This window comes from Corynebacterium pseudotuberculosis, assembly GCF_002155265.1.
In the GTDB taxonomy this organism is placed as follows: Bacteria; Actinomycetota; Actinomycetes; order Mycobacteriales; family Mycobacteriaceae; genus Corynebacterium; species Corynebacterium pseudotuberculosis.
Window position 1 is genome coordinate 994082 of record NZ_CP021251.1, and the last position, 16657, is coordinate 1010738.

11 protein-coding genes, 1 tRNA gene and 2 rRNA genes are annotated in these 16657 nt (G+C 50.9%); 11 read left to right on the plus strand and 3 right to left on the minus strand.

The window, feature by feature from the left end; translation table 11 throughout:
• The first annotated feature begins 129 nt into the window (after window positions 1-129).
• The 4 genes from CpATCC19410_RS04675 (at window position 130) to CpATCC19410_RS04690 (ending at window position 7059) form a co-directional block, all read left to right on the plus strand.
• A 23S ribosomal RNA gene (locus tag CpATCC19410_RS04675) occupies window positions 130-3212 on the plus strand.
• A 113-nt stretch (window positions 3213-3325) separates the two neighbouring features.
• A 5S ribosomal RNA gene (gene rrf / locus CpATCC19410_RS04680) occupies window positions 3326-3442 on the plus strand.
• 266 nt (window positions 3443-3708) lie between these two features.
• Complete coding sequence (locus tag CpATCC19410_RS04685) at window positions 3709-4458, plus strand: ABC transporter ATP-binding protein (RefSeq protein WP_013242548.1); 750 nt, start codon at window positions 3709-3711, stop codon at window positions 4456-4458.
• Complete coding sequence (locus tag CpATCC19410_RS04690; RefSeq protein ID WP_013242547.1) at window positions 4459-7059, plus strand: ABC transporter permease; 2601 nt, start codon at window positions 4459-4461, stop codon at window positions 7057-7059.
• 52 nt (window positions 7060-7111) lie between these two features.
• Here the strand turns inward: CpATCC19410_RS04690 and CpATCC19410_RS04695 are convergent, their stop codons facing one another.
• Window positions 7112-7444 carry a FluC/FEX family fluoride channel gene (locus tag CpATCC19410_RS04695; RefSeq protein WP_013242546.1) on the minus strand — a complete coding sequence of 111 codons (333 nt, stop codon included), beginning with the start codon at window positions 7442-7444 and terminating at the stop codon, window positions 7112-7114.
• Window positions 7441-7785, minus strand: coding sequence for a fluoride efflux transporter family protein (locus CpATCC19410_RS04700; protein ID WP_013242545.1), 345 nt, complete (start codon window positions 7783-7785; stop codon window positions 7441-7443). Before CpATCC19410_RS04700 ends, CpATCC19410_RS04695 begins: the two co-directional genes overlap by 4 nt.
• Window positions 7786-7912: 127 nt before the next feature.
• Between CpATCC19410_RS04700 and pgm the strand changes: the two genes are divergently transcribed.
• The 5 genes from pgm (at window position 7913) to CpATCC19410_RS04725 (ending at window position 11760) form a co-directional block, all read left to right on the plus strand.
• Window positions 7913-9550 (plus strand): phosphoglucomutase (alpha-D-glucose-1,6-bisphosphate-dependent), encoded by a 1638-nt coding sequence (pgm, locus tag CpATCC19410_RS04705; RefSeq protein WP_014522756.1) that lies wholly within the window; start codon window positions 7913-7915, stop codon window positions 9548-9550.
• A gap of 105 nt (window positions 9551-9655) precedes the next feature.
• Window positions 9656-10117: a MauE/DoxX family redox-associated membrane protein gene (locus CpATCC19410_RS04710; protein WP_013242543.1), complete on the plus strand. Its 462-nt coding sequence runs from the start codon at window positions 9656-9658 to the stop codon at window positions 10115-10117.
• 158 nt (window positions 10118-10275) lie between these two features.
• Window positions 10276-11010, plus strand: coding sequence for a DsbA family protein (locus tag CpATCC19410_RS04715; RefSeq protein WP_013242542.1), 735 nt, complete (start codon window positions 10276-10278; stop codon window positions 11008-11010).
• Between the two features lie 176 nt (window positions 11011-11186).
• Window positions 11187-11259: transfer RNA gene (locus CpATCC19410_RS04720), tRNA-Ala, on the plus strand.
• A gap of 342 nt (window positions 11260-11601) precedes the next feature.
• A complete protein-coding gene (locus CpATCC19410_RS04725) occupies window positions 11602-11760 on the plus strand; it encodes a hypothetical protein (protein ID WP_014300916.1) in 159 nt (52 codons plus the stop codon).
• Between the two features lie 366 nt (window positions 11761-12126).
• On the opposite strand, the gene CpATCC19410_RS04735 is transcribed toward CpATCC19410_RS04725, so the two are convergent.
• Entirely contained in the window at window positions 12127-14847 is a 2721-nt protein-coding gene (locus tag CpATCC19410_RS04735) for a DUF5979 domain-containing protein (RefSeq protein WP_014522755.1), read from the minus strand.
• Between the two features lie 187 nt (window positions 14848-15034).
• Between CpATCC19410_RS04735 and CpATCC19410_RS04740 the strand changes: the two genes are divergently transcribed.
• Window positions 15035-15253 carry a Panacea domain-containing protein gene (locus tag CpATCC19410_RS04740; protein WP_014300914.1) on the plus strand — a complete coding sequence of 73 codons (219 nt, stop codon included), beginning with the start codon at window positions 15035-15037 and terminating at the stop codon, window positions 15251-15253.
• 956 nt (window positions 15254-16209) lie between these two features.
• Window positions 16210-16545 carry a hypothetical protein gene (locus tag CpATCC19410_RS10855; protein WP_013242535.1) on the plus strand — a complete coding sequence of 112 codons (336 nt, stop codon included), beginning with the start codon at window positions 16210-16212 and terminating at the stop codon, window positions 16543-16545.
• Window positions 16546-16657: the final 112 nt, after the last annotated feature.

The following is a 16657-nucleotide window of genomic DNA, read 5'->3' on the forward strand; positions in this document are numbered from 1 at the left end:
GCTGGTGGTGATCCTGTGTGGGTTGTTGTTGGTGTGGTGGGTGGTTGTGTTGTGTGAGAACTGTATAGTGGACGCGAGTAATAATCTTTATTCTTTTTAGTTCTTGGTATTTTTTGTTTGCATATTTGTGTGTTGTTTTTTAAGGGCACACGGTGGATGCCTTGGCATTATGAGCCGATGAAGGACGTGTAAGGCCGCGATAGGCCTCGGGGAGTTGCCAATAGAGCGTTGATCCGAGGGTGTCCGAATGGGGAAACCTGGCTGCAGTTATGTGTGGTTACCCTTCAGTGAATTCATAGCTGTTGTGGGGGTTTACGCGGGGAAGTGAAACATCTCAGTACCCGTAGGAGAAGAAAACAATTGTGATTCCGTTAGTAGTGGCGAACGAACGTGGATGAGGCTAAACCATGTGCGTGTGATACCTGGCAGGGGTTGCGTGTGTGGTGTTGTGGGGTGTGTGCGTGAAAAGGCTGCCATCTTTTTGCTGGTTTGTGCATGTGTTAGCGGAAGTGGTGTGGGAACGCCTGCCGTAGAAGGTGAGAGTCCTGTACGTGAAAGCATGTGTGCGCTGGTTGTGCATGTCCCCGAGTAGCAGCGGGCTCGTGGAATCTGCTGTGAATCTGCCGGGACCACCCGGTAAGCCTAAATACTTGTGATGACCGATAGCGGATGAGTACCGTGAGGGAATGGTGAAAAGTACCCCGGGAGGGGAGTGAAATAGTACCTGAAACCGTGTGCTTACAATCCGTCAGAGCCTTTTTTGTGGGGTGATGGCGTGCCTTTTGAAGAATGAGCCTGCGAGTCAGCGGCATGTCGCGAGGTTAACCTTTTGGTGGGTAGCCGTAGCGAAAGCGAATCCTAACGAGGGTGTTGTTAGTGGCATGTCCTGGACCCGAAGCGGGGTGATCTACCCATGGCCAGTGTGAAGCAGAGGTAAGACTTTGTGGAGGCGCGAACCCACTTAGGTTGAAAACTGAGGGGATGAGCTGTGGGTAGGGGTGAAAGGCCAATCAAACTCCGTGATAGCTGGTTCTCCCCGAAATGCATTTAGGTGCAGCGTTGCGTGTTTCTTGCTGGAGGTAGAGCTACTGGTTGGTTGAGCGGGACTACAATCTTAGCAATGTCAGCCAAACTCCGAATGCCGGTAATGTTATAGCGTGGCAGTGAGACTGCGGGGGATAAGCTCCGTTGGTCGAGAGGGAAACAGCCCAGATCGCCGGTTAAGGCCCCTAAGGGTGTACTAAGTGGAAAAGGATGTGGGATCGCGAAGACAGCCAGGAGGTTGGCTTAGAAGCAGCCATCCTTGAAAGAGTGCGTAATAGCTCACTGGTCGAGTGGTTCTGCGCCGACAATGTAGTGGGGCTCAAGTACACCGCCGAAGCCGCGGCAGTCAACTTTTTGTTGGTTGGGTAGGGGAGCGTCGTGCATGTGGTGAAGCATTTGGGTGACCGGGTGTGGAGTGTGTGCGAGTGAGAATGCAGGCATGAGTAACGAATGAAAAGTGGAAAACTTTTCCGCCGGATGACTAAGGGTTCCTGGGTTAAGCTAATCTTCCCAGGGTGAGTCGGGACCTAAGGCGAGGCCGACAGGCGTAGTCGATGGATAACCAGTTGATATTCTGGTACCCGTGGTGATGCGACAAGTGGTGAATCAGTGGTACTAACCGCCCATTAATTGCATGTGTTCATACTTTGTGTGGGTGTGTGTGGTTGTGCGTGGGACCTTCGTTGGTAGTAGCCAAGTGATGGGGTGACGCAGTGAGGTAGCCGAGCCACTTATTGGATTGTGGTGTAAGCGTGTGGCCCGTGGCATAGGTAAATCCGTGCTGCTTGTAAGGGTGAGGCGTGATGCGTACCCTTTTTTGGGGATGTTGGTGATCCTGTACTGTCGAGAAAAGCCTCTAGCGAGTGTCATTATGGCCCGTACCCTAAACCGACACAGGTGGTCAGGTAGAGAATACTAAGGCGATCGGGTGAACTGTGGTTAAGGAACTCGGCAAAATGCCCCCGTAACTTCGGGAGAAGGGGGACCATTGTTGGTGACAGACTGATGGAGCTGATGGTGGTCGCAGAGAATAGAGGGAAGCGACTGTTTATTAAAAACACAGGTCCGTGCGAAAACGTGGAAGTTGATGTATACGGACTGACGCCTGCCCGGTGCTGGAAGGTTAAGAGGACCTGTTAGATCTCTTTTGGGGGTCGAAGCGGAGAATTTAAGCCCCAGTAAACGGCGGTGGTAACTATAACCATCCTAAGGTAGCGAAATTCCTTGTCGGGTAAGTTCCGACCTGCACGAATGGCGTAACGACTTCCCTGCTGTCTCAACCACAGGCCCGGTGAAATTGCAGTACGAGTAAAGATGCTCGTTACGCGCGGCAGGACGAAAAGACCCCGGGACCTTCACTATAGCTTGGTATTGGTGTTTGGTTCGGTTTGTGTAGGATAGGTGGGAGACTGTGATACTGCGCCGCTAGGTGTGGTGGAGTCGCAAGTTGAAATACCACTCTGATCGGATTGAGCACCTTAACCTTGGCCCATGATCTGGGTTGGGGACAGTGCCTGGTGGGTAGTTTAACTGGGGCGGTTGCCTCCTAAAATGTAACGGAGGCGCCCAAAGGTTCCCTCAGCCTGGTTGGCAATCAGGTGGTGAGTGTAAGTGCACAAGGGAGCTTGACTGTGAGACTGACAGGTCGAGCAGGGACGAAAGTCGGGACTAGTGATCCGGCACCTACTTGTGGAAGTGGTGTCGCTCAACGGATAAAAGGTACCCCGGGGATAACAGGCTGATCTTCCCCAAGAGTCCATATCGACGGGATGGTTTGGCACCTCGATGTCGGCTCGTCGCATCCTGGGGCTGGAGTAGGTCCCAAGGGTTGGGCTGTTCGCCCATTAAAGCGGCACGCGAGCTGGGTTTAGAACGTCGTGAGACAGTTCGGTCTCTATCCGCCGTGCGCGTTGAAACTTGAAGAAGGCTGTCCCTAGTACGAGAGGACCGGGACGGACGTACCTCTAGTGTGCCAGTTGTCACGCCAGTGGCAGGGCTGGTTGGCTACGTACGGAAGGGATAACCGCTGAAAGCATCTAAGCGGGAAGCCTGTTTTAAGATGAGGTTTCTTTTGAGGTTCCCTCGAGACGAGGGGGTTGATAGGCCAGATCTGGAAGAGTGGTAACACTTGGAGGTGACTGGTACTAATTTACCGATAAACAACCATTTGTGTGTGGATGTGTTGTGCCTGGAGCGTTTGAAAAAAGAGTGTTTGTGTTGTTGCTTGTGTTCACTGTGCAGTGTCTGACATGACATGTGATGTGTTGTGTTGTATGGATGTGTTGGTGGTTATTGTGTCGGGGGTACGCCCGGTCCCTTTCCGAACCCGGAAGCTAAGCCCGATTGCGCTGATGGTACTGCACCTGGGAGGGTGTGGGAGAGTAGGTCGCCGCCAACCACAAAACTTGATATTGGTGAGGGTGGGTGAATGAGAACGTGTGTTTTCATTCACCCACCCTCCCCTTTTTGCATACCCAAAAACACACAAAGCGGGGGGAGCGCAAAGGGGTATATATAGTACTTCTACACAGGGGAAATATAAAAGAGGGGGTAACCGTCTGGTGGGGAGGCTACTGTGCCTTCGAGGTTTGAATAGACTTGTTACGCTTCTACAGATTTGATGTAGCAGCGTGGAAACAACCCCAGATAGGAAATTAGTTCTATATGTCTATCACCGACTCTAAGAGGCCAGCAGCTCGTGCAGTTGCTCTGCACAAAAGCTATGGGCAGGGCGAAACCATGGTCCGAGCCCTTGATGGCATCGACGTGGAATTCGCCACTAATGAATTTACTGCGATTATGGGGCCTTCTGGTTCCGGTAAATCTACGTTGATGCATTGCATGGCAGGTCTGGATTCCATTACTTCGGGGTCGACGTTCATCGGGGAGACTGATCTTTCGAAGTTAAAAGACAAACAGATGACGGCCCTGAGACGTGATCGACTTGGATTTATTTTCCAATCTTTCAACCTAGTTCCTACGCTCACTGCAGCGGAAAACATTACACTTCCTCGGGACATAGCAGGGCGCAAGGTCGACCAAAAGTGGTTTGAAGAGGTAACACAGCGTCTTGGATTAAGTCAGCGTCTAAAACACCGTCCAGCCGAGTTATCGGGTGGACAACAACAACGAGTTGCGTGCGCTCGTGCTCTGGTATCGCAACCTGAGATCATCTTTGGTGATGAGCCGACAGGAAACTTGGATTCTAATTCTTCGGCGGAGGTTCTATCGATTCTACGAACCGCCGTAGACCAAGATGGACAGACAGTAGTCATAGTTACCCACGATCCACGTGCTGCCTCTTATGCAGATCGGGTAGTTTTTCTTGCTGATGGTCGGATTGTTCAAGATCTGCGTGCTCCTTCTACCGAGGAGATCCTACAAACTATGGCCTCCATTGAGGAGTTGACATAGATGGGACAGCATTCTGTTAAAGGCAGAGAGCCTTCATCTCCGGCGAGTTCCCCTAGTAAGGACAGCTCCACAGCGATGCTTCGCGTGAGCATACGGTCGGTCTTGGCCCATAAAGTCCGTTTGGCTCTGACGCTGTTAGCCGTTGTTCTAGGAACAGCTTTTGTCTCTGGCTCTTTGATGTTCACTGCATCCTTGAGCGAATCCTTCGATGCGGTAGTGGACGATAACCTCGCGGGTATAGATGCTGTTGTTTCGGGTAAAGAGAAACCAATCACCGTTGCGGAGATTGAAGCACTGAGATCAGACAAGAATGTTCAAGCCGTAGACATCAATGGTTCCACCAACGTCGTTGTAGCAACGTCTGACCGTAAGGCTATTCAGACGGGTGCTGGGCGCGCCAGCGTCTCCATTTTTCATGGAGAAGGCAGTGCAAGTAACCGACCGATGAAAATCGCGGAAGGAACGGCACCCAAAGAAGACGCTGATGTAGTGATTGCAACAACAACAGCCTCTGCGCACAACATTAAGATTGGCGATTCCCTTTTGGTTATTGATCCGATGGGGCAACGCGAAGTCAAAGTTGTTGGCACTTATGTGCCTGCTTCATCCAATGCGCCTGGGTTGACCCTGTTAACCTCTGAGAACGGCTATCTTGCTAATTACACCCAAGGGGTCGTTGGATCGGTGATCGTTAAAAGCGCGGGCATGTCTTCTGACGACTTAGTGAAGTACCTGTCCGACACCTACCCGCAGTACAAGGTAGACACCGGAAGCGCCATAGCGGAGCAAATCACTGGATCCATTAAAAAGGCCCTGAGCTTTGTCAACTACTTCTTGGTGGCCTTTGGTCTTATTGCCCTTCTCGTAGGCACTTTTATCATCGCTAATACATTTTCTATGATCGTTGCCCAGCGGCTAAAGGAATTTGCGCTTCTTCGGGCTTTGGGCGTGTCCAAAAAGCAACTTACCCGTTCGGTTGTTTTTGAAGCCATCATCATTGGTCTCGTTGGTTCCATAATAGGAATCTTCGGAGGCATAGGGCTGGTTAGGCTCATTCAGTTTGTGATGGCTAAGTTTGGCATGGAAATTCCAGCAGCTGGTTTGGGCCTTACCGTTACCTCGGTCCTTCTCCCATTGGCATTAGGAACAATTGTTACTGTGGTGAGCGCCTGGGCTCCTGCTCGCCGCGCTGGTGCTGTGCGTCCTGTGGAAGCCATACGCTCTACGGAGACCGCATCAGAGAGTTCTTTGAAGCTCCGCACTATCGTGGGAGTGATTGGGATCGGGCTAGGTATCGCTGCTGCCTTAGTAGGAATTTTTGCAGAGGACGCAGCTACTAAAACTCGGGCGATTTCCGTGGGCGTAGGTGCTTTGTTCGTGATCGTTGGCGTATTTGCCGCCTCGCCCGCAATGAGTATTCCCCTCGTCGGAGCCCTGGGACGGGTGCTGGGCGCGCCGTTTGGGGCCGTCGGCAAGCTATCGGCTACTAACTCTCGACGTAACCCTAGGCGGACTGCAACTACTGCGTTTGCGCTCACTTTGGGCGTTGCTCTTGTGACGACGATCGGTATGTTGTCAGCGACCATGAAGAGCAGCATCAGCGACCTTGTGACTAGCGAGGTCAAGGCAGAGTTTATTCTGTCTGGTCCACAGGGCGGTCACTTCCCCGTGCCAGCTGAGGCAGAAGAGAAAGTCCGTGAGACAGAAGGCGTGGGCTCTGTGACATCAATGGGCTTTGCACCAGTCACCTTGGGTTCAGAAGAATTGGACGTAGTCTCGCACCCGCGCGGCACCGCATTGGTGAATGGAAAAATTGACGATGTTGTCAACGCTAAAGGCGTTGAAGGAAGCCTCGACCTTACCGCTGCCGATCGCGTGGTAGCCAAAAAGAGCTACTTGGAGGCACATAACTTAAAGATTGGCGATCAAGTACCGCTGCGTCTGGAAGACGGGACAGAGATTGCTCATGCCACGATCGTCGGTAGTTTCTCTGAGAGCAAGATTTTGGGTGATGTTATTGCATCGAGCAAAACTATCGAGGGGAAAAACGTCCTTTCGACCATCTCAGTGTTGTTTGTGAATGGCGATGGAACCAAAACGACCGATGAGCTCCGCGATGGGCTTAATAAGGCCGTTGAGGATTTCCTTGTGGTACGTGTCCAAACCTCAAAAGAATATGCAGGCGAGCAAGCTTCAGTGGTCACTCAGATGATGAATATTCTGTATGCCCTCCTTGGCCTTGCCGTGGTCATTGCGATTATCGGAATCATCAATACTCTTGCGCTGAACGTGATTGAGCGACGCCAAGAGATAGGCATGTTGCGTGCCGTGGGCACACAGCGTAGACAGATCCGAACGATGATTTCTATTGAATCGGTGCAGATTGCACTTTATGGTGCTGTGCTGGGTATCGTGATCGGTCTTGGTCTGGGATGGGCGTTCCTCAAAGTCCTTTCTTCCCAAGGATTAGGCACAATCAGCGTTCCTGTCGCAGAGATTGTGTGGCTACTCGTAGGCTCGGCGGTAGTGGGGGTTGTTGCCGCTCTGTGGCCAGCGCGCCGCGCGGCTAAGACGCCGCCGTTGGATGCGATAGCGGACTAATCGTTTAAACATAACAATCTCGGGTTCACTTTTATGTGGGCCCGAGATTGCTTTATACGTGCAGGATGAGGAGAGCGCTGCCGATACCGAGCGCGCATGTTATTGCCAGATAACCAAGAGCAGCTAACCAGCGACCTTGGATAATATCTGTTCCTAACTCTTTGGCAAGAGTCGACCAGGTGGATAAAGCCCCAGCAAGCCCCGTGCCCGTATACAAGATAATTTCTTGGGATGGGTCGTTCTTCCATACCCAGGCGAGGGCAATACAAGCAGCAACGTTGGCCACCAAAGTTCCTCGATAGGGACCCAAGGCACCTAACCATAAACGGCAGACTCCTCCGCAAAACCCGCCAAGTAGCACAGCTCCGAGAGCGTAGAGGGTCATGGGGCGGTTGTTTTTCTGTGAGCGAGGGCGTTGCCTAGGATCCATCCGGCAATGCATCCGAAGACAGTGGAAAGGAAGAGGATGGTTGCGGAAAACCAGCTGAGTTGCGGAGCTGCCAAATAGAGGGCGAAGGCAGAAAAACTAGTAAAACCGCCGAGAAATCCGGTTCCCCAGAATGGACTCGGACGGAAATAACCCATAAGTGTTGCTCCCACGATATTGATGAGCATGATGGTGGAGGGGGCGTCGATAAGCGACACCTGACTGGTAATGAGGAAGCGCGCAGCGGCTCCTAAAGCTGCTCCGCTACCAACAACCACCGAGAGAGGGACTCTATCCATGAGCTGAAAGCCTACTCCGTAAAAGCGTGGACTGACGTGTCAGAAAAAATTACAAAAAGGGGCTGTGCTGAGCATAAAAAACGCAAAGATAGAAGTGATACATGCCGAGCGAACAATAAGGAGCATCATGGCGCATGAGCGTGCAGGTCAATTGGCCCAACCCCAAGATCTTATTGACATTGCGGAAGTAGTGACTGCGTACTATACGCGTCATCCCGATGTAGATAACCCTGACCAGCAGGTATCTTTTGGAACGTCTGGGCATCGGGGGTCCTCTTTAGACACCGCTTTTAATGAGCAGCATATCCTCGCGATTACGCAGGCCATCGTGGAATATCGGCGGAGTAAAAATATTGATGGCCCGCTCTTTATCGGGCGCGACCCTCATGCGCTCAGCGAGCCTGCGATGGTTTCTGCCCTTGAAGTATTGCTGGCTAACGATGTAACTGTGCTTGTCGACGACCGCGGCCGCTACACACCAACACCCGCAGTATCTCACGCGATTCTTACGCACAATGCAGGCACCACGACAAAGCGTGCCGACGGAATCGTGATCACGCCTTCTCATAATCCACCACGCGACGGCGGTTTTAAATATAATCCTCCTCACGGCGGGCCAGCGGACACGGATGCCACAGACTGGATCGCGAATCGGGCAAATCAGCTGCTCCGCGAGGGGCTGCGCGGAGTTCACCGCGTTCCTGTGCAAGGTGTCCTCGACCCGCGGGCGCGCACATACAATTTCCTAGAGTCTTATGTTGCAGATCTGCCAAACGTGGTTAACATCGCAGCCATAAGAGACTCCGGGCTACATATCGGTGCGGACCCCATGGGTGGAGCATCAGTGGATTATTGGGGAGCGATCGCTGAGCATCACAAGCTTAATGTGACGGTTACTAATCCTCTTGTAGACGCCACCTGGCGTTTTATGACCTTAGACACTGACGGAAAAATCCGGATGGACTGCTCTTCACCCAATTCGATGGCATCGTTGGTAAACAACCGAGATCAGTTCGATATATCTACCGGTAACGATGCCGATGCGGATAGGCACGGAATAGTTACTCCAGATGCTGGTCTTATGAACCCAAATCATTATCTGGCGGTTGCCATTGATTATTTGTTTACTCACCGTCCCCAGTGGCCCACGGATATTGCCGTGGGCAAGACCCTTGTCTCATCGTCGATGATTGATCGGGTGGTGAATAACCTGGGGCGCAAGCTTATCGAGGTTCCCGTGGGCTTCAAATGGTTTGTACCCGGGCTCGTAGACGGTTCCGTGGGATTTGGCGGTGAAGAATCCGCAGGAGCATCGTTCTTACGCCAGGACGCAACTGTGTGGTCTACGGACAAAGACGGACTTATTCTCAATCTACTAGCAGCGGAAATGACCGCGGTGACTGGGAAGAGCCCGTCGCAACGCTATAGGGAACTAACGCAAGACTACGGTGCGCCTATCTACGCGCGTATCGACGCCCCCGCCAGCCGCGAACAAAAAGCAATATTGAAAGGGCTTTCTCCCGAGGACATCTCGGCCATCGAGCTCGCAGGCGAAAGTATTACCGCGAAGCTCACTCATGCGCCGGGCAACGGTGCGGCACTTGGTGGGCTTAAAGTGACTACGGACAACGCCTGGTTTGCTGCGCGGCCCTCAGGGACGGAACAGAAGTACAAAATATATGCCGAATCCTTCCTTGGAGAATCCCATCTACAGCAGGTGCAAAAGGAGGCGCAGGCGCTTGTAGATGAGATACTACAAGCTTAAGAAGCCTGCTGGTGAGACTAAGTGCTGGTGAAATAATGTTTTCTGTCCAGCACTTCCCTCTGCCATAAAGTTGCATTAGAGTCTAGATTTGTGTCTGAAACTACAATGAAGCGTTCCAAAAAGACTATGGCCTTAGACGCCATGAGCTTCTTCGCACGTTTCTTTATGGCTTATATCTGGATCTCAGCGGGTATCTCTAAAGTTGGGTCGCATCTAGAGACAGCCCAATCGGTAAAAGCCTATGAGATTTTTAGCGATACGTGGGCTAACTGGATCTCCATGATTATCGGCCCCTTGGAGATCGCTGGTGGTGTGGTATTGCTGCTGGGAATATTCCTACGCAAAGCAAGCTGGGTTTCCACCTTTGTCATGCTTTTGTTCATCGTTGGGCTTGCACAGGCCTGGGCCCGAGGTCTGAGCATCGACTGTGGTTGTTTTGGGCCACAAGGTATTACAGAAAACACCGCTGCTGATTATGCAAAAGTGATAGCCAGGGACATTATCTTTGTAATTCTGTCTCTATGGACGGTTTACCGTCCTTTTAAAAAGTGGGCTTTATACGCATAAAAACATGATGTGTTGTGGAGGAGTCTTCTCTACCTCCTTGAGACCACGTATCATTGCATCAGTTGAGCCTGAAAGCTCACATCACCCATGCTTCTTCCTTGCCTGAGCGCACGGGCTCGTGGGTGAGAACAACGACAAGAAACAAGGTTGTAAAAATAGTGAGTAGTGCATCCTCCGTTAAAAAGGTTAAAAACCCTACTGAGAAGTCCAATGGTTTCCTCTGGGCTCTCCTGGCACTTCTAGTAGTGGTCATTGCTGTGGTCGCTTTTATCGTGATCCAAGGTCGGGGCGCCCAAGCAGAGAAATTTGCGGATCGCGAACGTGAAACAATCTCTTTTACAGGTGAGGTAACGGACAACGCAATCCAGCTGAAGGCAGCAAACGTAAAGTCTGATGCCAAGAAGATTGATCTATACGAGGATTACTCTTGCTCCCACTGCGCCGAGCTAGGCAAAGCAACGGACAATCCGATGAAGGAAGCCATTGAAAAAGGCGAGATCGTGGTTAATCTACGATTCCTTAACTTCCTTGATCGCGGAAACGAAGACGGAAGTTCCAGCAAAGGTGGAGCAGCGGCACTAGCTATTGCTAACGCTGGTGAATGGGATGCCTATTGGAACTACCGCACTCTGCTCATGGAAGAACAGAACAGCATCTATGGGAAGTGGAGCAACGAGGACTTTGCTAATGCAGCGAAGAATGTCGGCGCATCTGATGGTGTAGTACAGAAGATTCGTGATGGTGCTGAAAAGCAGCACTTCCTTGACGCTGCTAAAGCTAATACTGACAAGCTAGAGAAAGACAGCGGAAAAGTTTCCTCACCGCGCGTCTTTATCGACGGCAAGGAAGTCACCGAGAAGATCAATACCTGGGTCACCCAGGCTACTTCCTAAGTACAGCTGAACACATAAGACAGCGACGCCACCTTAGAGGGTCGCTGTCTTTTTGTGGTATTTGTGCTGGTTGATGTGCGTGTACATCCGTACTCGGCCCAGAATTTGGTAAATCCATCATCGATGACTACCATCTTGAACAGAAGAACGACGCGTACTCGCGAGAGTTCATATCTGGGGCTATGGCGCAGCTGGTAGCGCACCACACTGGCAGTGTGGGGGTCACGGGTTCGAATCCCGTTAGCTCCACAGGTTGTATTTCCCCTGGTAGTTATCTACCAGGGGTTTTGCTTTGTTTGTGCTGGCCAGTGGTGTGTTATCGCTATGGCGTAAGTGGGGCATGTGGGGTATGAAAAATCGAAAGGGTAGGGAAAGTTTTCCGGTTCCCTATATGGAAACAAGGAAGCGCTATGCCGGGTAAGAAACGAACGTGGAGGGCGTTCGGGAAGATCACTAGACGGGGTATTCATTCGTCGCACAGTTAGATGCAGATGGTTGGCTGTTTAATGAACATAGCGCTATCGAGCTGGAGGACTGGACACCTCTGAAGCAATGCTGGGGTAACGTCCTGTGCCGTCTCGGTGCTTTACTATGCAGAATTTCCCGGCGGGTGAGGGAAACCGGATTACTGACCTTATCCTGCCTGGTAACAAGGATGCAGACGTGTGTGTATTGCGTGATTTTTGTCTTGTGGACTTAGCAAAGGCAGATGTTTACCGGTGGTGGGTTCAAGCAATGTGGATTATTTGACGATCACGATGAACCAGTGCTCTTACAAGTGCCTCAGGTTCGCATTGATGTGTGCGGTTGAGCGTGAACTAATCCCCACAAACCCCGTTCAGATAAAGGCAGTATCGGCCAGTTGGAAGCCGAAGGAGAAGTGCCTTCTGTCTGATGCTGTGCTTGAGGCGATTATGGACGTTTAACCTCGCCGGCTTTGTTACATACCTACGGGGCCTGGGATATTGTCGCAGTGCCACGCGGTGGCTTTGATGTGCGTATTTTTGATGGAGGCCCTTGCTCTGTGGATGTGGCCCCTACCTTGTGTGATTAAGGTAGGGGCCACATTATATGTTGTGGTCAGTAGGGGAACGATGACCACTGCGCTAGTAGGGATTAACGGCTGTTTTTACTTATCGCCCGGTAGAGGATAAGTCCACCGATACCAGCGAACAGGATAGCTGCTATAAGAATCCAGATTACGGATGCACCTGTTTTTGCTAAGACTCCTTTGCCTTTGTGCGTACCAGTGTTTTTGTGTGTACCAGGTTGTGGTGCCGCTGAGGAGTGCAGGGTTGGTACTGAGGGAGTTGCGTGTTGTGTCGGCGCCGGTGGCTGTGGTGCTGGTGTTGGTGCCGGTGGCTGTGGTGCTGGTGGAATCGGAATAGGGATAGGAATAGGGATGATTGGGGGAATCCTATTTGTTGTTGTGGATGATGTGGTGGTCGGCTCTGTGGTCTTTGTCGTTGTGGACGAAGACGTAGTTGGTTCGGTCGTCTTAGTTGACGTGGATGAAGATGTGGTTGGCTCCGTGGTCTTTGTGTATGTGGATGACGTGGTGGTTGGTTCCGTCGTCTTTGAAGACGTGGACGAAGACGTGGTCGGCACCGTGGTTGGTACAGGAGGAACTACAGGGGTATAAGAGTTCACAGCTTTTACAACCAATGGGGTTTGGTCATCCTCTGACCGCGGGGTCACAGTAACAGGATTGACATTTCTTTCTTCATCGTTGGTGAACCACTGGATAGCGTGCTTATAACCATCCACCTCAGCCTCGGTTTCAGCAATCGTACAGGTCGAGTCAACCGGCAAATTGTCAACCTTGAAGGTTTGGTTGGCCTTAAGCTTTGTGCTTCCTATAACAGGGTCTGTTTTTTCGTCGACACGGCATTGCCAGGTGAACTTAAACTCTTTATCTTTCTGGTCGGCATCGAGGCCTTCAACCTTTTTCTCTAAGGTGAAGCCACCTGTTGTGGAGTCCGCCGGAGTGTACTTATTTACCGCAGTAACAACCAGCTTGGCCTGGTTTGCCCTATCTCGAGGGGTAAGCGTAAACGGATTCTTAGAACCGCTTTCTTCACCATTGCTCAACCAGCGCAGCATGTGCGTATGACCCTTGATACTCACAGGGGTTTCCGTGACCTTACAGGTTGAGTCAAGAGGTAGACCTGTAATTGTTGTCTCTTCACCATCCGCGAGAGTGTTTTCACCGCGGTATTGGGCACCTTTATCGGTGGTACATACCCACTCGAACTTGAACTTCTTGTCGGTCTTCACACCCTCTACTTTCTTTTTGAGGGAGAATTCACCGTTTTGCTCGTACTTGTTCGTAACAACAACGTGGATAGCTTCCTCTTCTGGGGAATCCACGGTGAAGTCGACTTCAGAGGCTGAACCAATACTTCTGACTTTTTCATCTTTATCCGTGATGATCCAAGATGTGGTGAGCTTTCGGCCGTCTTTGTTCTCAGAGGTGTTCTCTTTTACCTTGCATTTGAGGCCTTTGTTCAAGCCGCTCACATGCGTAAAGTCCTCGTGTTTGAGGGTAATCGTGCCTTTTTTCATGTCTTTGGCGGCCGAACCGGTGCATTCGTATTCGAAGGTGAATTCTTTGGTTTTGTCTGCTTCGGTTCCTACGACGAGTTTTTCTAGGGTGAAGCCGCCTTTGCTGCCGCGGCCTTGTCCGCCAGCATCAGGGAACACAACATGACCCTCAACGTCAACATTGTCAATCTTGGCTTTGTTGGTGACGGTACTACCGGGCTTAGGTTTGGTTTCGGTGAAAGCTGTCAGTGTTAAGACGGGGCCGGACTGATCGGACAGACCATAGGGGAACTGAACGTACACGTGTTGTTCAGTACAATTCAACGTGTAATTATGCCCCGGAGGTATAGTTTCAGATGTGATGCCCGTTACCCCATTGAGGGTACCGGCGGCTGGCGGATATCCGTTGGCTGGATAAATTGCGTGGCGGATCGGCCCGTTGGATCCTGCAATGAAAGAGGAAACGTAGACAGGGGCGTAGCCGTTGGTGTATTTGCCGTCACAGGCGAATTTCCATCCGTCAGGGGCATCATCCGTTACTAGGACTTGGCCGCCATGTCCTTCGTTTTTGTGCTTTTTCGGGTCGATACCGACAGACCAGTGGATTATATGAACCTTGTTTTTCTCATCAAATCCACGGTATTCTCCGATTTTTCCATCGTCATGGAATAAACCGCTCTCACGCTGCTCAAATTTTCCGTTCAGTTGACCGGTGCCACAACCAGTAAAATCCAACTGGCCATCAAATTTACTGTTTATGTTCCATGCGACAGCGACGTAAGCGGTGCCGTGGACGTCAAAATGACGATCCTGGAAATCAGTGAGCGTGATGATGAATTTATCGCCCTTCCATGTGCCGGTGGCAACGGCCTCGCCCTTATTGTCTGTCAGGACGACGGTTCCGGTGTTTACGGCTTTTAATTGGCTGGGTAGTTTAAATTCGAAGCTGCTGCCGGCCGTAGCGTTTTTATCGGCCGTCCAGTCGAATTCAACTTGTGCGAAGTTACTGGGCCCTACATATGTGTTGCTGTTGACATTGGGACTGCCGTTTTTCCACCGCACGTTTTCCCATTTGCCGCCTGTACAGGTTGCTTCTGCTGCGGCTCTAGGGGAGTTGTGGATTAAGAGGGGGACAGCTGTTGCTATAAGGAGTAAGACAAAAAGCAGCGCGAGTAAAGGATGATGAAATAGTCCTTTGACTGCTGCGGTTTTCCTACGTGAGAGGATCATGTTTTTCCACATCGTCAAAAATTGGTTAATGGAGTGGAACATTCTTAGGTTGTTTTGTTCCACGTACTTAAACAGAAATTTTTTGGTGGATACCGGAGACCATTTTTCTTGTGAAAAAGATAAGCGTTTTCCGGTATCTTATAGAAACCTTACAGACGAAATGTTGATATGTACATTTTCCACCGTTTCGATTAATTGTTTTATATGGTTTATTTAAGGTTTGGGACGGTGGTTAATGGCATACAGCACTATGAAGCTGCAAAAGCTTCTGCACTTCGTCGCAAGCAGGTATCAAAAGATCGCTAAGCAACCGCTGTTGGGAAAAGTAACTTCCACATGGGATTATGGGGAGGTTGTGTACTCGGCCTGGGGTGAATTTTGTAGTTTTAGTAAGGGCAACATCAAACGTTATGCACGTGACGACGCACGCGGTGGTGTGTTTGTTATTGGTGAACACTCAGGATATTGAGCTCAAAGTTGCTCTAGATAGAGTTTGAAATAAGGCTGAGAATATGGGTGCTGTGTAGTTGTTCGAAGTTACCCATGAGCCCGGTCCCATTTGGATAGGGAATTTCAAAATGACGAACCGGTTTTGAGTGCTGCCGATATCGCTACGGATAGCACATATCGTGCTTACTCGGTCTTGAGATAATCAAAGCGTAGATGCGGCTAAGCCTTGTAAGGTTGCTCTCAAAGTGACCGAGGAAATTGACTGTGACCCTGCTCGTCTAAACGGTGAAGCGTAGCCGAACTCTACTTCGGCTGTAAGCGATAAAGCGGCGCTTGTCGATGCTAGTCAAAGTGAGCCTAGATCGTTCCATGATTTGTGGAATGCCCAAATCACACAGGCAAAAGTTAATCATGTCGTGCGTTTTCTAATCATGACGCTTAGCTTTATCGGTTACTTTTCAAGCGGTGCCGCTCTTGAGAGGAATGAGTTAGGCACCGCAATTGAATTACTCGAACTTTGTGGTGGCCACAGCATTAGGTCTTTATCAAGACTCAGATGGCCGCGCAGCAAAACAAAAAGACAACACCAAGTAGCACAAAATTTATCGTGGAGGGTGTTTACTTTTCAGAAAACCCAAACCATCCCTGCTACCTGCGCCGAGGTCTTTTCGTGCATGTTCTTTCACGCTTCAACTAAGTGTGGGTGACCTCTATCTCGTATGCTATGGCGTCGATGTAGCCGTCATGGAGTTTTCAGCATCCTCCCGAGGCTTGAACATAGGGGTTAACCGGCGGATTTCCAGCGGTTCCTGCCATCCTTCCCTGGCGCACAGGTCATGGGGACGCCCCTCTTACTGATGCCACTCCCGCCATTACAGAAAGCCCCCTGGGTGTACGTAGTTTTGCTGTGCTGGCGGGTTGTTGACAGGTGGCGGTGGAGGTGCGACAAACTGCTGTACAGGAGTTGGAGCTGGTGTGGGGGGTTGTCGGTCTGGCACTCCGGCAAAACCTACGGGACGCTCATCTACAATCTCAGAGGCTGGAGCCGGAAGCGCAGCCTCTTTTGTAGTCGTAGATGAAGGCTCTGTCGATGTAGATGAGGCGGTGGATACGGAGCTAGTGGATGAGGTAGTGCTCCTCGTAGATGAGGTAGTGGCTTTGGTAGTAGGAGCTGTTGTTGATGTTGAAGGTGAAGGCAAAGCGGGCTCTTGCTTTGCTTGTGTCGGAATTATGGAACCACCTACAAAGAAAAGGACAATACTGGTGGTAGCAATTTTCCCCCAATGGTGTTTTAGGGGGGGAGCGCCGTGAGATTTACGCCGACTGTGAATGAGATACCAAACCCCAGGGAGTCCTATAGATATTGCTACGATCGCTGTGCCTAAAGCGTCTTTTATGGAGTTTGGGGCAAAGATAGCGCCAA